The 20,624-nt window shown below is 49.6% G+C and carries 37 protein-coding genes; 1 reads left to right on the plus strand and 36 read right to left on the minus strand.

The features are described 5' to 3' along the window. Nucleotides 1–43 precede the first annotated feature (43 nt). Complete coding sequence (mscL, locus tag NR302_RS17585) at nucleotides 44–457, plus strand: large-conductance mechanosensitive channel protein MscL (RefSeq protein ID WP_008104721.1); 414 nt, start codon at nucleotides 44–46, stop codon at nucleotides 455–457. Here the strand turns inward: mscL and NR302_RS17590 are convergent. From NR302_RS17590 to rpsG, 36 genes are all read right to left on the minus strand, one after another. Beyond that, nucleotides 442–693, minus strand: coding sequence for an alternative ribosome-rescue factor A (locus tag NR302_RS17590; RefSeq protein WP_008104722.1), 252 nt, complete (start codon nucleotides 691–693; stop codon nucleotides 442–444). The two genes, mscL and NR302_RS17590, sit on opposite strands and share 16 nt — an antisense overlap. 50 nt (nucleotides 694–743) lie before the next feature. Further along, the gene (gene zntR, locus NR302_RS17595) at nucleotides 744–1,181 is read right to left on the minus strand and encodes a Zn(2+)-responsive transcriptional regulator (RefSeq protein ID WP_154157681.1); all 438 of its coding nucleotides are present in this window, start codon (nucleotides 1,179–1,181) and stop codon (nucleotides 744–746) included. 1 nt (nucleotide 1,182) lies between these two features. Then, nucleotides 1,183–1,554 carry a DUF1992 domain-containing protein gene (locus NR302_RS17600; protein ID WP_258144072.1) on the minus strand — a complete coding sequence of 124 codons (372 nt, stop codon included), beginning with the start codon at nucleotides 1,552–1,554 and terminating at the stop codon, nucleotides 1,183–1,185. Between the two features lie 113 nt (nucleotides 1,555–1,667). Further along, nucleotides 1,668–2,054, minus strand: coding sequence for a 50S ribosomal protein L17 (gene rplQ, locus NR302_RS17605; protein WP_008104728.1), 387 nt, complete (start codon nucleotides 2,052–2,054; stop codon nucleotides 1,668–1,670). Nucleotides 2,055–2,094: 40 nt separating this feature from the next. Beyond that, nucleotides 2,095–3,084, minus strand: a complete 990-nt coding sequence (locus NR302_RS17610) for a DNA-directed RNA polymerase subunit alpha (RefSeq protein WP_007891688.1) — start codon at nucleotides 3,082–3,084, stop codon at nucleotides 2,095–2,097. 25 nt (nucleotides 3,085–3,109) lie between these two features. Further along, nucleotides 3,110–3,730 (minus strand): 30S ribosomal protein S4, encoded by a 621-nt coding sequence (gene rpsD / locus NR302_RS17615; RefSeq protein WP_007891687.1) that lies wholly within the window; start codon nucleotides 3,728–3,730, stop codon nucleotides 3,110–3,112. A gap of 32 nt (nucleotides 3,731–3,762) precedes the next feature. Beyond that, entirely contained in the window at nucleotides 3,763–4,152 is a 390-nt protein-coding gene (gene rpsK, locus NR302_RS17620) for a 30S ribosomal protein S11 (RefSeq protein WP_004160563.1), read from the minus strand. A 16-nt stretch (nucleotides 4,153–4,168) separates the two neighbouring features. Next, nucleotides 4,169–4,525, minus strand: a complete 357-nt coding sequence (gene rpsM / locus NR302_RS17625) for a 30S ribosomal protein S13 (protein ID WP_034830736.1) — start codon at nucleotides 4,523–4,525, stop codon at nucleotides 4,169–4,171. Nucleotides 4,526–4,671: 146 nt separating this feature from the next. Beyond that, nucleotides 4,672–4,788 carry a 50S ribosomal protein L36 gene (rpmJ, locus tag NR302_RS17630; RefSeq protein WP_004160566.1) on the minus strand — a complete coding sequence of 39 codons (117 nt, stop codon included), beginning with the start codon at nucleotides 4,786–4,788 and terminating at the stop codon, nucleotides 4,672–4,674. Between the two features lie 32 nt (nucleotides 4,789–4,820). Then, nucleotides 4,821–6,152: a preprotein translocase subunit SecY gene (gene secY, locus NR302_RS17635; protein WP_007891686.1), complete on the minus strand. Its 1,332-nt coding sequence runs from the start codon at nucleotides 6,150–6,152 to the stop codon at nucleotides 4,821–4,823. A gap of 7 nt (nucleotides 6,153–6,159) precedes the next feature. Beyond that, complete coding sequence (gene rplO, locus NR302_RS17640) at nucleotides 6,160–6,594, minus strand: 50S ribosomal protein L15 (protein ID WP_007891684.1); 435 nt, start codon at nucleotides 6,592–6,594, stop codon at nucleotides 6,160–6,162. Nucleotides 6,595–6,597: 3 nt separating this feature from the next. Beyond that, a complete protein-coding gene (gene rpmD, locus NR302_RS17645; RefSeq protein WP_007891681.1) occupies nucleotides 6,598–6,777 on the minus strand; it encodes a 50S ribosomal protein L30 in 180 nt (59 codons plus the stop codon). Between the two features lie 5 nt (nucleotides 6,778–6,782). Next, the gene (rpsE, locus tag NR302_RS17650) at nucleotides 6,783–7,283 is read right to left on the minus strand and encodes a 30S ribosomal protein S5 (protein WP_007891679.1); all 501 of its coding nucleotides are present in this window, start codon (nucleotides 7,281–7,283) and stop codon (nucleotides 6,783–6,785) included. A gap of 14 nt (nucleotides 7,284–7,297) precedes the next feature. Beyond that, entirely contained in the window at nucleotides 7,298–7,651 is a 354-nt protein-coding gene (rplR, locus tag NR302_RS17655; RefSeq protein ID WP_008104733.1) for a 50S ribosomal protein L18, read from the minus strand. A 9-nt stretch (nucleotides 7,652–7,660) separates the two neighbouring features. Then, nucleotides 7,661–8,194 (minus strand): 50S ribosomal protein L6, encoded by a 534-nt coding sequence (gene rplF / locus NR302_RS17660; RefSeq protein ID WP_008104735.1) that lies wholly within the window; start codon nucleotides 8,192–8,194, stop codon nucleotides 7,661–7,663. A 13-nt stretch (nucleotides 8,195–8,207) separates the two neighbouring features. Then, nucleotides 8,208–8,600 carry a 30S ribosomal protein S8 gene (gene rpsH, locus NR302_RS17665; RefSeq protein WP_007891668.1) on the minus strand — a complete coding sequence of 131 codons (393 nt, stop codon included), beginning with the start codon at nucleotides 8,598–8,600 and terminating at the stop codon, nucleotides 8,208–8,210. Nucleotides 8,601–8,632: 32 nt separating this feature from the next. Further along, on the minus strand, nucleotides 8,633–8,938 hold the full coding sequence (rpsN, locus tag NR302_RS17670) for a 30S ribosomal protein S14 (RefSeq protein WP_007891666.1): 306 nt from the start codon (nucleotides 8,936–8,938) through the stop codon (nucleotides 8,633–8,635). A gap of 14 nt (nucleotides 8,939–8,952) precedes the next feature. Further along, complete coding sequence (gene rplE / locus NR302_RS17675; protein ID WP_007891665.1) at nucleotides 8,953–9,492, minus strand: 50S ribosomal protein L5; 540 nt, start codon at nucleotides 9,490–9,492, stop codon at nucleotides 8,953–8,955. Between the two features lie 14 nt (nucleotides 9,493–9,506). Then, the gene (gene rplX / locus NR302_RS17680; RefSeq protein ID WP_007891664.1) at nucleotides 9,507–9,821 is read right to left on the minus strand and encodes a 50S ribosomal protein L24; all 315 of its coding nucleotides are present in this window, start codon (nucleotides 9,819–9,821) and stop codon (nucleotides 9,507–9,509) included. 10 nt (nucleotides 9,822–9,831) lie between these two features. Continuing rightward, nucleotides 9,832–10,203, minus strand: coding sequence for a 50S ribosomal protein L14 (gene rplN, locus NR302_RS17685; RefSeq protein ID WP_006120590.1), 372 nt, complete (start codon nucleotides 10,201–10,203; stop codon nucleotides 9,832–9,834). A gap of 169 nt (nucleotides 10,204–10,372) precedes the next feature. After that, a complete protein-coding gene (rpsQ, locus tag NR302_RS17690; protein ID WP_008104738.1) occupies nucleotides 10,373–10,627 on the minus strand; it encodes a 30S ribosomal protein S17 in 255 nt (84 codons plus the stop codon). Further along, the gene (gene rpmC, locus NR302_RS17695) at nucleotides 10,627–10,815 is read right to left on the minus strand and encodes a 50S ribosomal protein L29 (RefSeq protein ID WP_007891662.1); all 189 of its coding nucleotides are present in this window, start codon (nucleotides 10,813–10,815) and stop codon (nucleotides 10,627–10,629) included. The genes rpsQ and rpmC overlap by 1 nt, the downstream gene beginning before the upstream one ends. Beyond that, nucleotides 10,815–11,225, minus strand: a complete 411-nt coding sequence (rplP, locus tag NR302_RS17700) for a 50S ribosomal protein L16 (RefSeq protein ID WP_002438716.1) — start codon at nucleotides 11,223–11,225, stop codon at nucleotides 10,815–10,817. The genes rpmC and rplP overlap by 1 nt, the downstream gene beginning before the upstream one ends. A 12-nt stretch (nucleotides 11,226–11,237) precedes the next feature. Next, entirely contained in the window at nucleotides 11,238–11,936 is a 699-nt protein-coding gene (gene rpsC, locus NR302_RS17705; protein ID WP_007891660.1) for a 30S ribosomal protein S3, read from the minus strand. A gap of 17 nt (nucleotides 11,937–11,953) precedes the next feature. After that, nucleotides 11,954–12,286 carry a 50S ribosomal protein L22 gene (gene rplV, locus NR302_RS17710; protein ID WP_007891659.1) on the minus strand — a complete coding sequence of 111 codons (333 nt, stop codon included), beginning with the start codon at nucleotides 12,284–12,286 and terminating at the stop codon, nucleotides 11,954–11,956. Nucleotides 12,287–12,299: 13 nt separating this feature from the next. Then, nucleotides 12,300–12,578 (minus strand): 30S ribosomal protein S19, encoded by a 279-nt coding sequence (rpsS, locus tag NR302_RS17715; protein WP_001138115.1) that lies wholly within the window; start codon nucleotides 12,576–12,578, stop codon nucleotides 12,300–12,302. Nucleotides 12,579–12,594: 16 nt separating this feature from the next. Then, nucleotides 12,595–13,416 (minus strand): 50S ribosomal protein L2, encoded by an 822-nt coding sequence (rplB, locus tag NR302_RS17720; protein ID WP_007891654.1) that lies wholly within the window; start codon nucleotides 13,414–13,416, stop codon nucleotides 12,595–12,597. Nucleotides 13,417–13,433: 17 nt separating this feature from the next. Then, nucleotides 13,434–13,736, minus strand: a complete 303-nt coding sequence (rplW, locus tag NR302_RS17725; protein ID WP_007891652.1) for a 50S ribosomal protein L23 — start codon at nucleotides 13,734–13,736, stop codon at nucleotides 13,434–13,436. Then, on the minus strand, nucleotides 13,733–14,338 hold the full coding sequence (rplD, locus tag NR302_RS17730) for a 50S ribosomal protein L4 (protein ID WP_007891650.1): 606 nt from the start codon (nucleotides 14,336–14,338) through the stop codon (nucleotides 13,733–13,735). The genes rplW and rplD overlap by 4 nt, the downstream gene beginning before the upstream one ends. A gap of 10 nt (nucleotides 14,339–14,348) precedes the next feature. Continuing rightward, on the minus strand, nucleotides 14,349–14,975 hold the full coding sequence (gene rplC / locus NR302_RS17735; RefSeq protein ID WP_008104741.1) for a 50S ribosomal protein L3: 627 nt from the start codon (nucleotides 14,973–14,975) through the stop codon (nucleotides 14,349–14,351). Nucleotides 14,976–15,007: 32 nt separating this feature from the next. Beyond that, on the minus strand, nucleotides 15,008–15,319 hold the full coding sequence (rpsJ, locus tag NR302_RS17740; RefSeq protein WP_006120582.1) for a 30S ribosomal protein S10: 312 nt from the start codon (nucleotides 15,317–15,319) through the stop codon (nucleotides 15,008–15,010). Nucleotides 15,320–15,641: 322 nt separating this feature from the next. Continuing rightward, entirely contained in the window at nucleotides 15,642–16,124 is a 483-nt protein-coding gene (bfr, locus tag NR302_RS17745; protein ID WP_258144073.1) for a bacterioferritin, read from the minus strand. 104 nt (nucleotides 16,125–16,228) lie between these two features. Next, nucleotides 16,229–16,423 carry a bacterioferritin-associated ferredoxin gene (gene bfd / locus NR302_RS17750; protein ID WP_008104746.1) on the minus strand — a complete coding sequence of 65 codons (195 nt, stop codon included), beginning with the start codon at nucleotides 16,421–16,423 and terminating at the stop codon, nucleotides 16,229–16,231. A gap of 178 nt (nucleotides 16,424–16,601) precedes the next feature. Further along, nucleotides 16,602–17,786 (minus strand): elongation factor Tu, encoded by a 1,185-nt coding sequence (gene tuf, locus NR302_RS17755; protein ID WP_179453205.1) that lies wholly within the window; start codon nucleotides 17,784–17,786, stop codon nucleotides 16,602–16,604. Nucleotides 17,787–17,855: 69 nt separating this feature from the next. After that, the gene (gene fusA / locus NR302_RS17760) at nucleotides 17,856–19,970 is read right to left on the minus strand and encodes an elongation factor G (RefSeq protein WP_008102189.1); all 2,115 of its coding nucleotides are present in this window, start codon (nucleotides 19,968–19,970) and stop codon (nucleotides 17,856–17,858) included. A 93-nt stretch (nucleotides 19,971–20,063) separates the two neighbouring features. After that, nucleotides 20,064–20,534, minus strand: a complete 471-nt coding sequence (rpsG, locus tag NR302_RS17765; protein WP_007886246.1) for a 30S ribosomal protein S7 — start codon at nucleotides 20,532–20,534, stop codon at nucleotides 20,064–20,066. Nucleotides 20,535–20,624: the final 90 nt, after the last annotated feature.

Consider the following 20,624-nt stretch of genomic DNA (forward strand, 5'->3'; position numbering starts at 1 on the left):
GGTTTGTTAGACTTTAGCCATTGGCCAAGGCAAGGAGATAACAATGAGTTTATTCAAAGAGTTTCGTGATTTTGCAATGCGTGGGAACGTGGTTGACCTGGCAGTCGGTGTCATCATCGGTGCCGCTTTTGGTAAGATTGTTTCTTCACTGGTTGCCAATATCATCATGCCGCCACTTGGCTTGCTGATTGGTGGCGTCGATTTCAAACAGTTCAAGTGGGTACTAAAGCCAGCAGAAGGTGATATTCCTGCTGTAGTGATGGAGTACGGTAACTTTATTCAGACTGTATTTGATTTCGTTATTGTTGCCTTCGCAATCTTCCTGGCAATTAAAGTAATGAATAAGCTTTATCAGAAAAAAGAAGTTGAGAAAGCGGCACCTAAGCCAACAAATGAAGAATTACTGCTTACTGAAATTCGTGACCTGTTAAAACAACAAAATCACGATAAATTATGATGAAAAAGCCGCCCAAATGAGGCGGCTTTTTTGTCTCTAAAGAAGAAGACCAGTGATAAACTTTTCTGCTTATCACTGGCCTCCCAGTTACGTCCTTTAGCATGTTTGTTTTTACGTTGATAGCTGCCTTTTCCTTTCTGATTCTTTTCAACGCGCTGCCTAAACAGTGGATCATGTAATAATGCTTCAAGTGCATTGTCGTTGATTTTACCTTTTTGGTGCTGATAGCGAGTCATCTCTTCCTCCGGTTATTAACGGCGCAACTATATTCCTTCCAGCGCAAAATTCAATCCTTGCTACAACAAATTTCAGGCTGCGGCTCTTCACCTCTTTCCAGAGCTTCAAGTATTGAACAGCAGGCGCTGCTATGTGCGTCGCCGCAGCAGGTATCAGCCAAACGATGCAATGAACGCTGGATCGTCTGCAGTTCAGCGATCATGCCATTCACTTCATCCAAACGCTTCGCCACAATGGCTTTGGATTCCTGGCAAGTGTGATGTTCAGGATCGATGCGGATCGACAATAAACCACGAATTGATTCTAAGCTGAAGCCGAGTTGGCGGCCATAGCGAATGAAACGCAGTCGCTGTAAATCATCTTCATTATAAAGGCGAAAGCCGCCCTCAGTACGTACCTCGTGATTCATCATCTGCTGTTTTTCATAAAAGCGAATGGTGTCTGGCGTGACATCCGCCATTTTTGCCAGCTGGCCAATTCGGTACATGCTATTTCTCCCGCTGAAAATGATGATGGATGACGTCGCCATAATCGCCTCGCAAGAAGTCGGTACTGATTCCGGCTTGCTGGATTTTTATTTCTAACAGTGCTAAGCGTTTCGATAATTCACGTGCCTTGCCATCATCAGGATTCAGTTCACGAAGCAGATCATTTAACGCTAACGCTTCCCGACGCATTTCAAGTTCCGGTGGTAAGTGACCAAAGTTTTTCAATAGACGATATGCCGTGCGCAGTTCAACCGGCACTCCGCGGTCATCATCTAACTGTAAAGGCGCGCCTTCGCCGGGCAGATTACTCAGTTCACCTTTTTCCTGAGCTTCACGGATATGCTGCTCAACAAGTTGATCAATTAGCCACATAAGAACGTTCCTGACGGGTATATCTGCCATCAGCATAGCGAAAGGGGAGTAAATGGGAAGGAATTACGGACAATAAAAAACCCGCCGAAGCGGGTTTTTTACGATACTGCAAATTACTCTGCAGTAGCTTCTGCTTGAGCTTCTGGACGATCAACCAGCTCGATGTAAGCCATCGGAGCGTTGTCACCAGCACGGAAGCCACACTTCAAAATGCGAGTGTAACCACCGGCACGGCTCGCGAAACGCGGGCCCAGCTCGTTAAACAGTTTTGCCACGATCTCGTTATCACGAGTGCGGGCGAATGCCAGACGACGATTAGCTACGCTGTCGGTCTTGGCAAGAGTAATCAGCGGCTCAACTACGCGGCGCAGCTCTTTGGCTTTCGGCAGAGTCGTCTTAATGATCTCATGACGAACCAGAGAACCAGCCATGTTGCGGAACATAGCCTGACGATGGCTGCTGTTGCGGTTCAGTTGACGACCACTCTTACGATGGCGCATGACCTTATCCTTCTCAGTGAAACCTTAACCTGTGATCGGGTTATTCATCAGCAATGCTTGCTGGTGGCCAGTTTTCCAGGCGCATGCCCAGAGACAAACCACGTGAAGCAAGCACATCTTTAATCTCAGTAAGAGATTTTTTACCCAGGTTAGGCGTTTTAAGCAGCTCAACCTCGGTACGCTGTACCAGATCACCGATGTAGTGGATAGCTTCTGCCTTAAGGCAGTTAGCAGAGCGGACAGTCAATTCCAGATCGTCAACAGGGCGCAGCAGGATCGGATCGAATTCTGGTTTCTCTTCTTTCACTTCCGGCTGACGTACATCACGTAAGTCAACGAAAGCTTCCAGTTGTTCTGCCAGGATGGTTGCCGCACGACGAATCGCCTCTTCAGGATCGATTGTGCCGTTGGTTTCCATTTCGATGACCAGCTTGTCCAGGTCGGTACGCTGTTCTACACGCGCTGCTTCAACATTGTAGGCGATACGGTCTACAGGGCTGTAGCAAGCGTCAACCAACAGACGGCCGATTGGGCGCTCATCTTCTTCCGAATGAATTCGGGCAGAAGCCGGCACATAACCACGACCACGCTGAACTTTGATACGCATGCTAATAGATGCGTTTTCATCGGTCAGGTGGCAGATCACATGCTGCGGCTTGACGATTTCAACATCACCGTCGTGGGTGATGTCGGCTGCAGTCACAGGGCCAATGCCAGATTTATTCAGAGTAAGGATGACTTCATCTTTACCTTGAACTCTTACCGCCAACCCTTTCAGGTTAAGCAGGATTTCCAGGATATCTTCCTGTACGCCCTCTTTGGTGGAGTACTCATGAAGCACACCATCAATCTCAACCTCGGTCACCGCGCAACCCGGCATGGAAGAAAGCAGAATACGGCGCAGTGCGTTACCAAGAGTATGGCCAAAGCCACGCTCTAACGGCTCAAGGGTCACCTTGGCGTGCGTCGAACTCACTTGCTCGATATCTACCAGGCGCGGTTTTAGAAACTCTGTCACAGAACCCTGCATTGTGTCCTCTCTTTGGTACTAAGCTTTACTTAGAGTAAAGCTCGACGATCAGGTGTTCGTTAATGTCCGCAGACAGATCAGTACGTTCAGGAATACGCTTGAACACACCTTCCATCTTAGTAGCATCAACTTCCAGCCAGGTTGGCTTTTCACGCTGCTCAGCCAGCTCCAGAGCGGCCTTCACGCGAGATTGCTGTTTGGCTTTCTCACGGATGCTTACGACATCATTCGGAGATACCTGATAAGAAGCGATGTTAACAACGCGACCGTTCACCAGGATAGATTTATGGCTAACCAGCTGACGTGCTTCTGCACGAGTGGCGCCAAAGCCCATACGGTAAACAACGTTATCCAGACGACCTTCCAGCAGGGCCAGCAGGTTTTCACCTGTGTTGCCTTTCAGACGTGCTGCTTCTTTATAGTAGTTACGGAACTGACGCTCCAGCACGCCGTACATACGACGAACTTTCTGCTTTTCACGCAACTGGCCGCCGTAGTCAGACAGACGCGGTTTGCGCGCACCATGCTGACCAGGTGGTTGTTCAATTTTGCACTTGGTATCGATCGCGCGAACGCCAGACTTAAGGAATAAGTCGGTACCCTCACGACGGCTCAGCTTGAGCTTAGGACCCAAATATCTTGCCATTTTCTTTCTCCAACTAACCTAAAAACGGGCGATTAAACGCGACGTTTTTTCGGCGGACGACAACCGTTGTGAGGGATTGGAGTCACATCAGTAATATTAGTGATGCGGAAACCAGCAGCGTTCAGAGCACGAATTGTTGATTCGCGACCCGGACCCGGACCCTTAACCATAACTTCCAGATTCTTAATACCGTAATCTTTCACTGCTTCTGCACAGCGCTCTGCAGCTACCTGAGCAGCAAACGGAGTAGATTTACGTGAACCGCGGAAACCGGAACCACCGGCGGTTGCCCAACCCAGTGCGTTACCCTGACGATCAGTAATGGTAACGATGGTGTTGTTAAAAGATGCATGGACATGAGCCACGCCATCTGAGACTTGTTTTCTTACACGCTTACGTGCACGAACTGGTGCCTTTGCCATTATTTACTCACCCCGATTATTTCTTGATCGGTTTACGCGGACCCTTACGGGTACGTGCATTGGTCTTAGTACGCTGACCGCGAACTGGCAGACCACGACGATGGCGTAAACCACGATAGCAACCAAGGTCCATCAGACGCTTGATGCTCAGGGTGATTTCACGGCGCAGATCACCTTCAACAACGAATTTACCAACTGCTTCACGCAGCTGTTCAATTTGTTCTTCAGACAGCTCTCTGATCTTAACATTTTCAGCAATACCCGTTGAAGCGCAGATGGCTTTAGAACGAGTTTTACCGATACCGAAAATCGAAGTTAATGCGATAACGGTATGTTTTTGATCAGGAATGTTAATGCCTGCTATACGGGCCACTATGCACTCCTATAATTAAACAAATGCGTCCCATGCTGAAAAGCCCGTTTTCAGGATACTCAAATGGTAACGCATCGACATACAAAAGATTGGCTGGCTAATCTAGCCAGCTCAACCCGACTTTGCAAGAAAAATATGTGACAATATCAGCCTTGGCGCTGTTTATGCTTTGGCTCGGCGCTGCAGATCACACGTACGACACCGTCGCGGCGAATGATTTTGCAGTTACGACATAATTTCTTGACGGAAGCACGAACTTTCATTTTTACTCTCCGTAACTTCTCAAGCACCCGAATTAACGGCCGTAGCCTTTCAGGTTAGCTTTCTTCAATGCAGACTCGTACTGACTTGACATCATCAGAGTTTGCACTTGAGCCATAAAGTCCATGATGACGACCACTACAATGAGCAGCGATGTGCCGCCAAAGTAGAATGGAACTTTCATAGCATCACGCATGAACTCCGGGATCAGGCAGATAAAGGTAATATACAGTGCGCCGATTAAGGTCAGACGTGTCATTACTTTATCGATGTACTTCGCCGTTTGCTCTCCCGGACGAATTCCCGGTACGAATGCACCAGACTTCTTCAGGTTATCTGCTGTTTCACGTGGGTTGAAGACCAACGCCGTGTAGAAGAAACAGAAGAAGATGATTGCAGTCGCATAGAGTAGCACATAAAGCGGCTGTCCTGGTTGCAAATACAGCGAAATTGTTGTCAGCCAGTTCCAACCGGTACCGCCCCCGAACCATGATGCTATGGTCGCCGGGAACAGAATAATGCTGGAAGCAAAAATAGCTGGGATTACGCCCGCCATGTTCACTTTCAACGGTAAATGTGTGCTCTGTGCAGCATATACACGACGACCTTGCTGACGTTTAGCGTAGTTGACCACAATGCGGCGCTGGCCACGCTCGACGAAAATAACAAAGAACGTCACTGCAAATACTAGAACTGCAACCAACAGCAACAGAAGGAAGTGCAGGTCACCTTGCCGCGCTTGCTCGATGGTATGGCCAATGGCCGGCGGGAGGCCCGCAACAATACCTGCGAAGATAATGATCGAGATACCGTTACCGATACCTCGCTCAGTAATCTGTTCGCCCAGCCACATCAGGAACATTGTCCCGGTAACCAGACTTACAACAGCGGTAAAGTAGAATGCAAAGCCTGGATTCATTACCAGTCCCTGCATTCCAGGCATATTCGGTAAACCGGTAGCAATACCGATCGACTGGAATACAGCCAGAACCAGTGTGCCGTAGCGAGTGTACTGGCTAATCTTACGACGACCAGCTTCACCCTCTTTCTTAATCTCAGCTAACGCTGGATGAACCACCGTCAGCAGCTGGATAATAATAGAGGCCGAAATATACGGCATAATACCCAGTGCGAAGATTGAGGCACGACTGAGAGCACCACCAGAGAACATGTTAAACATTTCAATGATGGTGCCACGCTGTTGCTCAAGCAGTTTGGCAAGTACAGTGGCATCGATACCGGGGATTGGAATAAAAGAGCCAATTCGGAAGACAATGAGTGCACCGATTACAAACAACAGTCTGCGCTTCAGTTCACCAAAGCCACCTTTGGCACTTTGAAAATCTAATCCCGGTTGCTTTGCCATCTGCTACTTATTCCTCGATTTTACCGCCAGCAGCTTCGATTGCAGCACGAGCACCTTTGGTGACACGCAGACCGCGAACCGTTACCGGTGCAGAAACTTCACCAGAAAGAATCACTTTCGCGAATTCAATCTGAACACCGATAATATTGGCCGCTTTCAGCGTATTCAGGTCAACAATACCGCCTTCAACTTTCGCCAGATCAGACAAACGAACTTCTGTCGTGATCATTGCTTTGCGAGAGGTGAAACCGAATTTCGGCAGACGACGGTACAGAGGCATCTGACCACCCTCGAAACCGCGACGTACGCCACCGCCAGAACGAGAGTTCTGACCTTTGTGACCACGACCACCAGTTTTACCGAGGCCAGAACCGATACCACGACCCAGACGCTTAGAAGCGTGTTTAGACCCTTCGGCCGGAGACAGAGTGTTTAAACGCATCTCTTACTCCTCCACTTTCAGCATGTAGGAAATCGCGTTAATCATACCGCGTACAGCAGGCGTATCTTCACGCTCAACGGTGTGATTGATGCGACGCAGACCCAAGCCAACCAGAGTCGCTTTGTGCTTAGGCAGGCGGCCGATTGAACTGCGGGTTTGTGTAATTTTAATTGTCTTAGCCATCGTGATTACCCCAGAATTTCTTCAACGGATTTACCACGCTTGGCAGCGACCATTTCCGGAGAATTCATATTGCCCAGGCCATCGATAGTTGCACGAACCACGTTAATCGGGTTAGTAGAACCATACGCTTTAGCCAGAACGTTATGTACTCCAGCAACTTCTAAAACAGCGCGCATTGCACCGCCGGCGATGATACCGGTACCTTCAGAAGCTGGCTGCATGAACACACGAGAACCTGTGTGAGCACCTTTAACAGGGTGCTGCAGGGTGCCGTGAGTCAGCGCGACGTTAATCATATTGCGACGGGCTTTCTCCATCGCTTTCTGGATCGCTGCTGGAACTTCACGCGCTTTACCGTAACCAAAACCAACGCGGCCGTTACCATCACCCACTACAGTCAGTGCGGTGAAGGAGAAAATACGACCACCTTTTACAGTTTTAGATACACGGTTTACCGCGATCAGTTTTTCCTGCAGTTCGCCAGCTTGTTTCTCGATGTTTGACATCTTAGACCTCTACCTTAGAACTGAAGGCCAGCTTCACGGGCAGCATCTGCCAGTGCCTGGACACGACCATGATATTGGAACCCGGAACGGTCGAAAGAGACATTAGTAATGCCTTTCTCAACAGCGCGCTCAGCCAGAGCTTTACCTACAGCTGCAGCGGCGTCTTTGTTACCGGTATACTTCAGTTGTTCGGCAATAGCTTTTTCTACAGTAGAAGCAGCAACCAGAACTTCGGAACCGTTCGGGGCGATCACCTGTGCGTAAATATGACGCGGGGTACGATGTACCACCAGGCGAGTAGCACCCAGCTCTTTGAGCTTGCGACGTGCACGGGTCGCACGACGGATACGAGCAGATTTCTTATCCATAGTGTTACCTTACTTCTTCTTAGCCTCTTTGGTACGCACGACTTCGTCGGCGTAACGAACACCCTTGCCTTTATAAGGCTCAGGACGACGGTAGGCGCGCAGATCAGCTGCAACCTGACCAATCAGCTGTTTATCAGCGCCTTTCAGCACGATCTCAGTCTGAGTTGGACATTCAGCAGTGATGCCGGCCGGCAGTGCATGGTCAACAGGGTGAGAGAAGCCCAGGGCCAAGCTCACAGAGTTGCCTTTGACAGCTGCACGATAACCAACACCAACCAGTTGCAGCTTCTTGGTGAAGCCTTCGGTAACACCGATAACCATGCCGTTCAGCAGCGCACGAGCAGTACCTGCTTGTGCCCAACCATCCGCATAACCTTCGCGTGGAGCGAAAGTCAGGGCGTTGTCTGCATGCTTAACTTCTACAGCACTGTTGATAGTACGAGTCAGCTCGCCGTTTTTGCCTTTGATCGAAACTTCCTGACCGCTGAGTTTTACCTCTACGCCCGCAGGAACAACGACAGGTGCTTTTGCAACACGAGACATTTTATTCCTCCGATTACGCTACGTAGCAGATAATTTCGCCACCAAGACCAGCTTGGCGCGCTGCACGATCAGTCATGACACCTTTAGAGGTAGAGATTACAGCGATGCCCAGACCAGCCATTACTTTTGGCAGCTCATCTTTTTTCTTATAGATGCGCAGACCTGGACGACTAACACGCTGAATGCTCTCTACCACAGCCTTGCCCTGGAAATACTTTAAAGTAACTTCCAGCTCAGACTTGATATCGCCTTCGATTTTAAAATCTTCAATATAGCCTTCTTCCTTCAGCACGTTGGCAATTGCCACTTTCAGCTTGGAGGAAGGCATAGAGACCGCAACTTTGTTCGCGGCCTGACCGTTACGGATACGGGTCAGCATATCCGCGATCGGATCTTGCATGCTCATCTGTGTTACTCCCGTGATTCAAATGGTGACAATTACCAGCTAGCCTTTTTAAGACCCGGGATCTCACCGCGCATTGCGGCTTCACGGACCTTGATACGGCTCAACCCAAACTTCCGCAAGAAACCGTGCGGACGACCTGTCTGACGGCAGCGGTTACGCTGACGGGAAGGGCTGGAATCACGCGGCAGACTCTGCAGCTTGAGAACGGCATCCCAACGATCTTCGTCGGATGCGTTCACATCAGAAATGATCGCTTTCAGTTCTACGCGCTTGGCGAAGAACTTGTCTGCTAATTTCACACGCTTAACTTCGCGTGCTTTCATCGATTGCTTAGCCATTAAGTAACCCTACCTTACTTGCGGAATGGGAATTCAAAGGCAGCCAGCAGAGCACGGCCTTCATCATCAGATTTCGCAGTAGTGGTAATGGTAATATCCAAACCACGAACGCGATCGACTTTGTCATAATCGATTTCTGGGAAGATGATCTGCTCACGAACGCCCATGCTGTAGTTACCACGACCGTCGAACGACTTCGCAGATAAACCGCGGAAGTCACGAATACGTGGTACAGCAATAGTGATCAGACGCTCAAAGAACTCCCACATACGCTCACCGCGCAGAGTTACTTTACAGCCGATCGGATAGCCCTGACGGATTTTGAAGCCTGCAACTGATTTGCGTGCTTTGGTGATCAGCGGTTTTTGACCGGAGATTGCTGCCAGGTCAGCTGCTGCGTTATCCAGCAGTTTCTTGTCAGCGATCGCTTCACCAACACCCATGTTCAGGGTGATCTTCTCGACCCGAGGGACTTGCATGACAGAATTGTAGCCGAACTCTGTCATGAGTTTCTGGACTACTTCGTCTTTGTAGTAATCATGCAGTTTCGCCATCGTACTACTCCAAATTACTTGATAGTTTCGCTATTAGACTTGAAGAAACGGACTTTTTTGCCGTCTTCGAATCTAAAGCCTACACGGTCAGCCTTGCCGGTTGCCGCATTGAAGAGTGCAACGTTGGAAGCTTGAATAGCAGCTTCTTTCTCAACGATGCCACCTGGTTGGTTCAGGGCCGGAACCGGCTTCTGATGTTTCTTAACCAGGTTGATACCTTCAACGATGACTTTACCAGAAGTCAGGACGTTCTTTACTTTACCGCGTTTACCTTTGTCTTTGCCGGTAAGCACGATAACTTCGTCGTTACGACGGATTTTCGCTGCCATTGCTCGCTCCTTAGAGTACTTCTGGTGCCAGAGAGATAATTTTCATGAACTTTTCAGTACGAAGTTCACGAGTTACCGGCCCAAAAATACGCGTACCGATAGGTTGCTCGCTGTTATTGTTTAAAATAACGCATGCATTACCATCGAAGCGAATGACAGAACCGTCCGGGCGACGAACACCCTTCCTGGTGCGCACCACTACCGCTTTCAGGACATCACCTTTTTTCACCTTGCCACGAGGAATTGCTTCCTTGATGGTCACTTTGATGATATCGCCGACGCCTGCGTAGCGACGGTGCGAGCCACCCAGAACCTTGATACACATTACGCGACGTGCACCGGAGTTGTCGGCGACGTTCAGCATAGTCTGTTCTTGGATCATTTTAGTGCTCCGCTAATGTCAACTACTACTTCGGGACCCAAACCTCAGGTCGTTAAAAAGCCCCATAATTGAGGGCGCGGCATTATAACACCGGTTCTCGCACATGGGTAGAAAAAATGAACGGCTCACACGAGCCGTTCATTTTATTTTTTAGAGGAAGCGGATTCTATTACAGAACCGCTTTCTCTACAACGCGAACCAACGCCCAAGACTTAGTCTTAGACAGTGGACGGGTTTCGCGGATTTCTACCACGTCACCAATACCACATTCGTTGTTCTCGTCATGGATGTGCAGCTTAGTCGTACGCTTGATGAATTTACCGTAGATCGGGTGTTTCACGACACGTTCGATAGCAACAACTGCAGATTTCTGCATTTTGTCACTAATAACACGACCCTGCAGAGTACGGATTTTATCGGTCATTACGCCGCCTTCTCAGTCAGTAAAGTCTTAACACGTGCAACATTACGACGAACTTCTTTCAGCAGATGGGTTTGCTGAAGTTGGCCGGATGCTGCTTGCATGCGCAGGTTAAACTGCTCACGCAGCAGGTTAAGAAGCTCAGTGTTCAGCTCTTCAACGCTTTTTTCACGCAGCTCATTTGCTTTCATTACATCACCGTCTTAGTAACAAAGGTGGTTTTGATAGGCAGTTTTGCTGCTGCCAGCTTGAAGGCTTCACGGGCCAGCTCTTCCGGAACGCCGTCCATTTCATACAGGACTTTACCCGGTTGAATGAGGGCAACCCAATACTCCACGTTACCCTTACCTTTACCCATACGCACTTCCAGCGGCTTCTCGGTAATTGGTTTGTCCGGGAATACACGGATCCAAATTTTACCTTGACGCTTAACTGCACGGGTCATAGCACGACGTGCTGCTTCGATCTGACGAGCAGTCAGACGACCACGGCCAACAGCTTTCAGACCGAAAGTACCGAAGCTGACATCCGTACCTTGCGCCAGACCACGGTTGCGGCCTTTGTGCACTTTACGGAATTTCGTACGCTTTGGTTGTAACATCAGCGACTCTCCTTACTTACGGCCTTTACGCTGCTGCTTTTTAGGTTGAGCAGCCGGTTCCGGTTGTTCAACAGCAGCCATACCACCCAGGATCTCGCCTTTGAAGATCCATACCTTAACGCCGATTACACCATAAGTGGTGTGCGCTTCAGAGGTGTTGTAGTCAATGTCTGCACGCAGTGTGTGCAACGGTACGCGACCTTCACGGTACCATTCGGTACGTGCGATCTCGGCACCGCCCAAACGGCCGCTGACTTCAACTTTAATACCCTTCGCGCCCAGACGCATTGCGTTCTGTACAGCACGCTTCATAGCACGACGGAACATCACACGACGCTCCAGCTGTGAAGTGATGCTATCAGCAACCAATTTAGCGTCCAGTTCCGGCTTACGGACTTCGGCGATGTTGATCTGTGCAGGAACGCCAGCGATTTTCGCGACGACCGTACGCAGTTTTTCTACGTCTTCACCTTTCTTACCGATAACGATACCCGGGCGAGCAGTGTGAATAGTCACACGGATGCTCTTAGCCGGACGTTCGATAACGATACGAGATACAGACGCTTTAGACAGTTCCTTAGTAAGGAACTGACGGACTTTAAAATCGCTGTCCAGGTTGTCAGCGAATTCTTTGGTGTTCGCAAACCAGGTAGAGTTCCATGGTTTTACAATACCCAGGCGAATACCATTAGGATGTACTTTCTGACCCATTGCTAGTCTCCAGAGTCTCAGCGATCGGACACAACCACAGTAATGTGGCTGGTGCGCTTCAGGATGCGATCTGCACGACCTTTCGCACGCGGCATAATGCGCTTCATGCTTGGGCCTTCGTCTACGAAGATTTTCGCGACTTTCAGATCGTCGATATCAGCGCCATCGTTGTGTTCGGCGTTCGCAATGGCAGATTCCAGGACTTTCTTAACCAACACAGCAGCTTTCTTGTTGGTGTAGGTCAGAATATCCAGAGCCTGCGACACTTTCTTACCGCGAATCAGGTCTGCCACCAGGCGAACCTTCTGAGCAGAAGAACGAGCATGGCGATGTTGAGCAATAGTTTCCATCTCTTCCTCCTACTTATTTCTTCTTGGCTTTCTTATCTGCAGCATGGCCGCGATAAGTACGTGTCGGTGCAAATTCACCCAGTTTGTGGCCGACCATTTCGTCGGAAACAAAGACAGGAACGTGCTGACGACCATTATGGACAGCGATGGTCAAACCGATCATGTTAGGGAAGATCGTTGAACGACGGGACCAAGTGCGCAGGGGCTTCTTGTCACCGCTTTCCACCGCTTTCTCTACCTTCTTCAGCAAGTGCAGGTCAATAAAAGGACCTTTCTTGAGAGAACGTGGCATGGCTTATCCTCTAAAATTATTTGCTACGGCGACGTACGATAAATTTATCAGTACGCTTGTTGCTACGGGTCTTCTTACCTTTGGTCTGAACGCCCCACGGAGTTACCGGGTGCTTACCAAAGTTACGACCTTCACCACCACCGTGCGGGTGATCGACTGGGTTCATCGCAGTACCGCGAACGGTAGGACGAACACCACGCCAACGGGTTGCACCAGCTTTACCCAGTACGCGCAGCATGTGCTCAGAGTTGCCGACTTCGCCGAGAGTTGCACGACATTCGGATTCAACTTTGCGCATTTCGCCTGAACGCAGACGCAGGGTAACGTAGGAACCTTCACGCGCAACGATCTGCACGTAAGTACCAGCTGAGCGAGCAATCTGACCGCCTTTGCCTGGTTTCATTTCTACGTTATGAACGGTAGAACCCACCGGGATGTTACGCATCGGCAGGGTGTTACCTGCTTTAATCGCAGCATCAACGCCAGATTGAATCTGATCGCCGGCTTTCAGGCCTTTAGGGGCCAGGATGTAACGGCGCTCGCCATCTTTGTACAGAACCAGTGCGATGTTCGCAGAACGGTTCGGATCGTACTCAAGACGCTCAACAACTGCTGGGATACCATCTTTGTTGCGTTTGAAGTCAACAATACGGTAAGCCTGCTTGTGACCACCACCGATATGACGGGTAGTGATACGACCATTGTTGTTACGACCACCGGATTTGCTGTTTTTTTCTACCAACGGAGCAAATGGTTTGCCCTTGTGCAGCTCTGGGTTCACCACTTTAACTACGTGGCGACGACCCGGAGATGTCGGTTTACATTTAACAACTGCCATTGTCTTTCTCCTCCGACTTACTCAGCGCCGCCGACGAAGTCCAGATTCTGGCCTTCCTTCAGGGTGACGTAAGCTTTTTTCCAGTCGCTACGACGACCGATACGCTGTCCGTGACGCTTAACTTTCCCTTTAACTACCAGGGTGTTTACGTCTTTAACTTCCACTTCGAACAGCTTCTCAACAGCAGCAACGATCTCTGCTTTGGTCGCGTCTTTAGCAACTTTGAGAACGATGGTATTGGTTTTTTCCATCGCAGTAGATGCTTTTTCTGATACGTGCGGTGCACGCACTACTTTCAGCAGACGTTCTTCACGGATCATGCCAGCATCTCCTCAACTTGCTTAACTGCTTCCGCAGTCATAACGACTTTGTCGAAGGCGATCAGGCTAACTGGGTCGATGCCCGCTGCATCACGCACGTCAACCTTGTACAGGTTACGCGCAGCCAGGAACAGATTCTCATCCAGTTCACCGGTGATGATCAGCACATCTTGCAGCGCCATGTCTTTCAGTTTCTGTACCAGCAGCTTAGTTTTAGGCGCTTCTACAGAGAACGTCTCGACAACGATCAGACGGTCCTGACGTACCAGCTCGGACAGGATGCTTTTCAGCGCGCCGCGGTACATCTTTTTGTTAACTTTTTGACTGTGGTCCTGTGGACGTGCAGCGAAGGTCACGCCGCCTGAACGCCAGATCGGGCTCTTTACAGAACCTGAACGCGCACGGCCGGTACCTTTCTGGCGCCAAGGCTTTTTGCCTGAACCAGTAACTTCAGCACGAGTCTTCTGCGCACGAGTACCCTGACGAGCACCAGCGGCATAAGCAACAACAACCTGGTGAACCAGCGCTTCGTTGAAATCACGACCGAAGGTAGTTTCGGAAACAGTCAGCGCGCTCTGCGCGTCTTTCAGTACTAATTCCATTGCTATCCCCTTACGCCTTCACAGCTGGTTTAACAATCAGATCGCACCCAGTTGCACCCGGGACGCCACCTTTGACCAGCAGCAGGTTGCGCTCAGCGTCAACACGTACTACTTCCAGGCTCTGAACGGTTACGCGCTCATTACCCAGCTGACCAGCCATTTTCTTGCCTTTGAACACTTTGCCCGGAGTCTGGTTCTGACCGATAGAACCCGGAACGCGGTGTGACAAGGAGTTACCGTGTGTAGCGTCCTGGGTACGGAAGTTCCAGCGCTTAACGGTACCTGCGAAACCTTTACCTTTAGAGGTACCGGTAACGTCTACTTTTTTAACGTCAGCGAAAATCTCAACACTGATGCTCTGGCCAACAGAGAAATCTTCACCTTCGGTGCGGAATTCCCACAGACCACGGCCAGCATCAACGCCAGCTTTAGCAAAATGACCTGCTTCAGGCTTGCTCACACGGCTTGCTTTTTTAGCACCGGTGGTAACCTGGATAGCTTGGTAACCATCGTTGTCCAGGCCTTTGACCTGAGTAACGCGGTTTGCTTCAACTTCGATAACGGTTACTGGGATTGAAACGCCATCTTCAGTGAAGATGCGGGTCATACCCACTTTTTTACCGACTAAACCAATCATTGTATCAACCTCTCAATCGCTCGATGACCTGATTAACCCAGGCTGATCTGCACGTCAACACCGGCAGCCAGGTCCAGACGCATCAGAGCATCAACGGTTTTTTCAGTTGGCTCAACGATGTCTACCAGACGCTTGTGAGTGCGGATTTCGTACTGATCACGCGCGTCTTTGTTAACGTGCGGAGAGATCAGAACGGTAAAACGCTCTTTGCGGGTTGGCAGCGGGATCGGACCACGTACCTGCGCACCAGTGCGCTTGGCAGTCTCAACGATTTCCGCGGTTGATTGATCGATCAGGCGATGATCAAACGCTTTAAGACGGATACGGATTCTTTGGTTCGACATGAGACCAAGGCTCCAAACATTTTATAAACGAAAAGAATTACTACCCACATCCATTACGATTGATGGAGGAGTGTAATCGTTCAGCATATAACTCCCCAATTGGGAGTATTGTTAGGCGATACATAGACAGCTATCCCCTGCGATTCTGCTCGAATCGCGCCGCACCAATATCGGCAGGCCCGCGCATTATACGTAAATCTGTTTAGGAAGCAACCCGTGTTGTGTTTTTAACCACATCTATCTGGCTTAAGTCCCAAAAAAACCCGCGGCAATCGTTTTTGACTGGCGCGGGCTTGCATGACATTGCTGATTGGGCATAAGGCTAATGTTCGTTTTGATCTTTTAATTGAGACTGAAGATAATTTTGCAGGCCGAGTTTGTTCACCAAATCGAGTTCAGTTTCCAGCCAGTCAATGTGGCCCTCCTCTTCCGTCAGAATTTCAATCATCATGTCTCTGCTGACATAGTCATGAACCTTGTCGGCATAGGCTATCGCTTCGCGCAAATCCTTTGCGCCTTCCAGTTCTAATGTCAGGTCAGACTGCAGCATCTCCGGCACGTCTTCACCGATGCGTAATCGACCGAGATCTTGCAGGTTAGGAATCCCTTCAAGAAAAAGAATGCGTTCGATGTACTTATCAGCATGCTTCATTTCATCGATCGACTCATGATACTCAACGTTATTGAGCCGGGTCAGACCCCAATTTTTGAACATACGCGCATGAAGGAAGTACTGATTAATCGCAACCAGTTCATTCCCCAGCAATTTGTTGAGATGATTTATGATTTTACCGTCGCCCTTCATTTTGCTTCCTCCGCTTCCAACTAAATAGAGCGTAGATGCGGATGAAAGGAAGTCAAAAAAACGCGACAGTTATTGTGGGTATTTCGGAGTGCAGAATTAAGCTATCAGGCTATCTCTTTGTAGAGCGGCACGTTTTGCAGTTCATCTTCCATAATTTCCCGCGCAAAGCGCACGCACTTCCCACATTGCTTGCCAATGGGCACCAACTGGCGCAATTGTTGAATCGATTTGGGTTGATAGCGGCGAACCACTTCGCGCAGAGTTTTATCACTCACGGCATTACACAAGCAGACGTACATTTACTGCGGACTCCCGTACAATTTATGATCAAATTGTAAATGAGAATGGTTTTTATTTCAAACGCAGCTTTTATGTGGGATTAATCGAAACGGCAAAATTCAGACATAAAAAAAGAGCACCGAAGTGCTCTTTTTCATGCTGCGATGACTGCCGAAACAGCCATCGACATTAACGCAATTAAGCGATAATTTCAGCAACAACACCCGCACCAACAGTACGGCCGCCTTCACGGATTGCGAAACGCAGACCCTGATCCATAGCGATTGGCTTGATCAAAGTTACGGTCATTTTTACGTTGTCGCCTGGCATTACCATTTCAACGCCTTCTGGCAGTTGAACGTCACCGGTCACGTCAGTAGTACGGAAGTAGAACTGAGGACGGTAGCCTTTGAAGAACGGAGTATGACGGCCGCCTTCATCTTTAGACAGAACGTAAACTTCTGAAGTGAACTGGGTATGTGGCTTGATTGAACCCGGCTTAGCCAGAACCTGACCACGCTCGATGTCTTCACGCTTGATACCACGCAGCAGAACACCACAGTTCTCGCCTGCCTGACCCTGGTCCAGCAGTTTGCGGAACATTTCAACGCCAGTACAGGTTGATTTCACAGTATCTTTCAGGCCAACAACTTCAACTTCGTCGCCCACTTTAACGATACCGCGCTCAACACGACCGGTAACAACAGTACCACGGCCAGAGATTGAGAATACGTCTTCGATTGGCAGCAGGAACGGCTTGTCGATTGCACGTACTGGCTCTGGGATATAGGTATCCAGATGACCAGCCAGTTCAATGATCTTAGCTTCCCACTCAGCGTCGCCTTCCAGCGCTTTCAGAGCAGAACCACGTACGATTGGAGTGTCGTCGCCTGGGAAGTCATATGCTGACAGCAGGTCACGTACTTCCATCTCAACCAGTTCCAGCAGCTCTTCATCATCAACCATGTCGCACTTGTTCAGGAACACGATGATGTAAGGAACGCCAACCTGACGACCCAGCAGGATGTGCTCACGGGTCTGTGGCATTGGGCCATCAGTCGCAGCAACAACCAGGATCGCGCCGTCCATCTGTGCAGCACCGGTGATCATGTTTTTCACATAATCGGCGTGGCCTGGGCAGTCAACGTGCGCATAGTGGCGATTCGGGGTTTCATATTCAACGTGAGAAGTGTTGATGGTGATACCACGTGCTTTCTCTTCTGGCGCTTTATCGATCTCGTCGAATTTGCTTGCCTTACCGCCGTAGGTTTTAGCCAGAACGGTGGTGATTGCTGCAGTCAGAGTGGTTTTACCATGGTCAACGTGACCGATGGTGCCGACGTTTACGTGCAGTTTGTTACGCTGAAATTGCTCTTTCGCCATGGCGATAATTCCTTACGTTGTGCCTTCATGAGTCATGAAGGCATCAGTTCACAATTTTTAAACCGTAGCTTATTTGCTACGAGCTTCAATAACGGCCTGAGCGACGTTGTTCGGCGCATCATCGTACTTCAGGAACTCCATGGAGTAAGAAGCACGGCCTTTGGTCAGAGAACGCAGCTGGGTTGCATATCCGAACATTTCAGACAGCGGAACTTCAGCATGGATCTGAACGCCAGTAGCGTTAGATTCCTGTCCTTTGAGCATACCACGACGACGGCTAAGGTCACCGATAACGTCACCGGTGTTCTCTTCCGGAGTCTCTACTTCAACCTTCATGATTGGCTCAAGCAGCACTGGTTGTGCTTTCTTAAAGCCATCTTTAAAGGCCAAAGATGCAGCCAGTTTAAACGCCAGCTCAGAGGAGTCGACATCATGGTATGAACCGAAGTGCAGACGAACACCCAGATCTACTACCGGATAACCAGCCAGTGGACCTGATTTCAGCTGCTCCTGGAGACCTTTATCAACCGCAGGGATGTATTCAGTTGGAATCACACCGCCCTTGATATCGTTGACAAATTCGTAACCTTTCGGGTTAACACCTGGCTCCAGTGGGTACATGTCGATAACAACATGACCGTACTGACCACGACCACCAGACTGCTTGGCGTGTTTACCTTCGATATCGGTAACTTTCGCGCGAATCGCTTCACGGTAAGCAACCTGAGGTTTACCGACGTTCGCTTCAACGTTGAATTCACGCTTCATGCGGTCAACGATGATGTCGAGGTGCAGCTCACCCATACCAGCGATGATGGTCTGGTTGGTTTCTTCATCAGTCCATACGCGGAATGATGGATCTTCCTTCGCCAGACGACCCAGAGCCAGACCCATTTTTTCCTGGTCAGCTTTGGTTTTCGGCTCAACGGCGATTGAGATTACCGGCTCAGGGAATTCCATACGCTCAAGAATGATGACGTTGTCTGGGTCACACAGGGTGTCACCAGTAGTTACGTCTTTCAGACCGATCGCAGCGGCGATATCGCCTGCACGAACTTCCTTGATCTCTTCACGCTTGTTCGCGTGCATCTGAACGATACGGCCCAGACGCTCACGGTTTGACTTAACCGGGTTGTACACGGTGTCACCGGTGTTAACAACACCAGAGTAAACGCGGAAGAAGGTCAGGTTACCAACAAACGGGTCGGTAGCGATTTTGAACGCCAGTGCAGCAAACGGCTCTTTGTCATCGGAATGACGCTCAGCCGGCGTGTCTTTACCGTCGTCCAGCATACCGTTAATCGCGGTAACGTCAGTCGGTGCTGGCAGGTATTCAACTACCGCATCCAGCATCGCCTGAACACCTTTGTTCTTAAATGCAGAACCACAGGTAACCAGGATGATTTCGTTTTTCAGAACGCGCTTACGCAGAGAAGTTTTGATCTCTTCTTCTGTCAGTTCTTCACCGCCGAAGAATTTCTCCATCAGCTCATCAGAACCTTCAGCAGCGGCTTCAACCAGATTTGCACGCCACTCTTCAGCCAGTTCCTGCATATCAGCTGGGATATCTTCGTAAACGAAGGTAACGCCCTGATCGGCATCGTTCCAGTTGATCGCTTTCATTTTCACCAGGTCAACAACACCGGTGAAACCTTCTTCTGCGCCGATAGCCAGCTGAAGCGGAACTGGGTTTGCACCCAAGCGCACTTTCATCTGGTCAACAACTTTCAGGAAGTTAGCACCCATACGGTCCATTTTGTTAACGAACGCGATGCGTGGAACTTTATATTTGTTAGCCTGACGCCATACGGTTTCAGACTGTGGCTGAACACCACCAACTGCACAGTAAACCATTACTGCGCCATCAAGCACACGCATAGAACGCTCAACTTCGATGGTGAAGTCAACGTGTCCCGGGGTGTCGATGATGTTTACGTGGTGTGGTTCAAACTGCTTAGCCATACCAGACCAGAAACAGGTAGTCGCAGCGGACGTGATGGTAATACCACGTTCCTGCTCCTGCTCCATCCAGTCCATGGTTGCTGCGCCGTCATGAACTTCACCGATTTTGTGGTTTACACCGGTGTAGAACAGAACACGTTCGGTAGTTGTAGTCTTACCGGCGTCGATGTGCGCACTGATACCAATGTTACGGTAGCGCTCAATGGGTGTTTTACGAGCCATTTGATTCCTCTGATTCTTAGACGTTCTAAGTTAAAAAAGCCCAGCAGGTGAGTCACTGGGACGCCCGCTGGGTTTATAACAACTACGTTGCTGTTACCAGCGGTAGTGTGCGAACGCCTTGTTGGCTTCAGCCATGCGGTGAACGTCTTCACGTTTCTTAACTGCAGTACCTTTGTTCTCTGCAGCATCAGAAAGTTCGTTCGCCAGGCGGAGAGCCATAGATTTATCACCGCGTTTACGAGCAGCTTCTACGATCCAACGCATTGCCAGGGCATTACGACGAACCGGACGGACTTCAACTGGAACCTGGTAGGTAGAACCACCAACGCGACGTGACTTAACTTCGACAGTCGGACGTACGTTTTCGAGAGCAACCTCGAACGCTTCCAGGCCATCTTTACCAGCGCGTTGAGCCAGGGTATCAAGCGCGGTATAGACGATAGATTCAGCAGTAGATTTTTTACCATCTACCATCAGGATATTTACAAATTTAGCCAGCAGCTCTGATCCGAACTTAGGATCCGGCAGAATTTTACGCTGACCAATGACGCGACGACGTGGCATGGAAATACTCCGTTGTTAATTCAGGATTGTCCAAAACTCTACGAGTTAAGTTTGACATTTAAGTTAAAACGTTTGGCCTTACTTAACGGA

This window comes from Pantoea sp. SOD02 (assembly GCF_024707505.1).
Classification (GTDB): Bacteria; Pseudomonadota; Gammaproteobacteria; order Enterobacterales; family Enterobacteriaceae; genus Pantoea; species Pantoea symbiotica.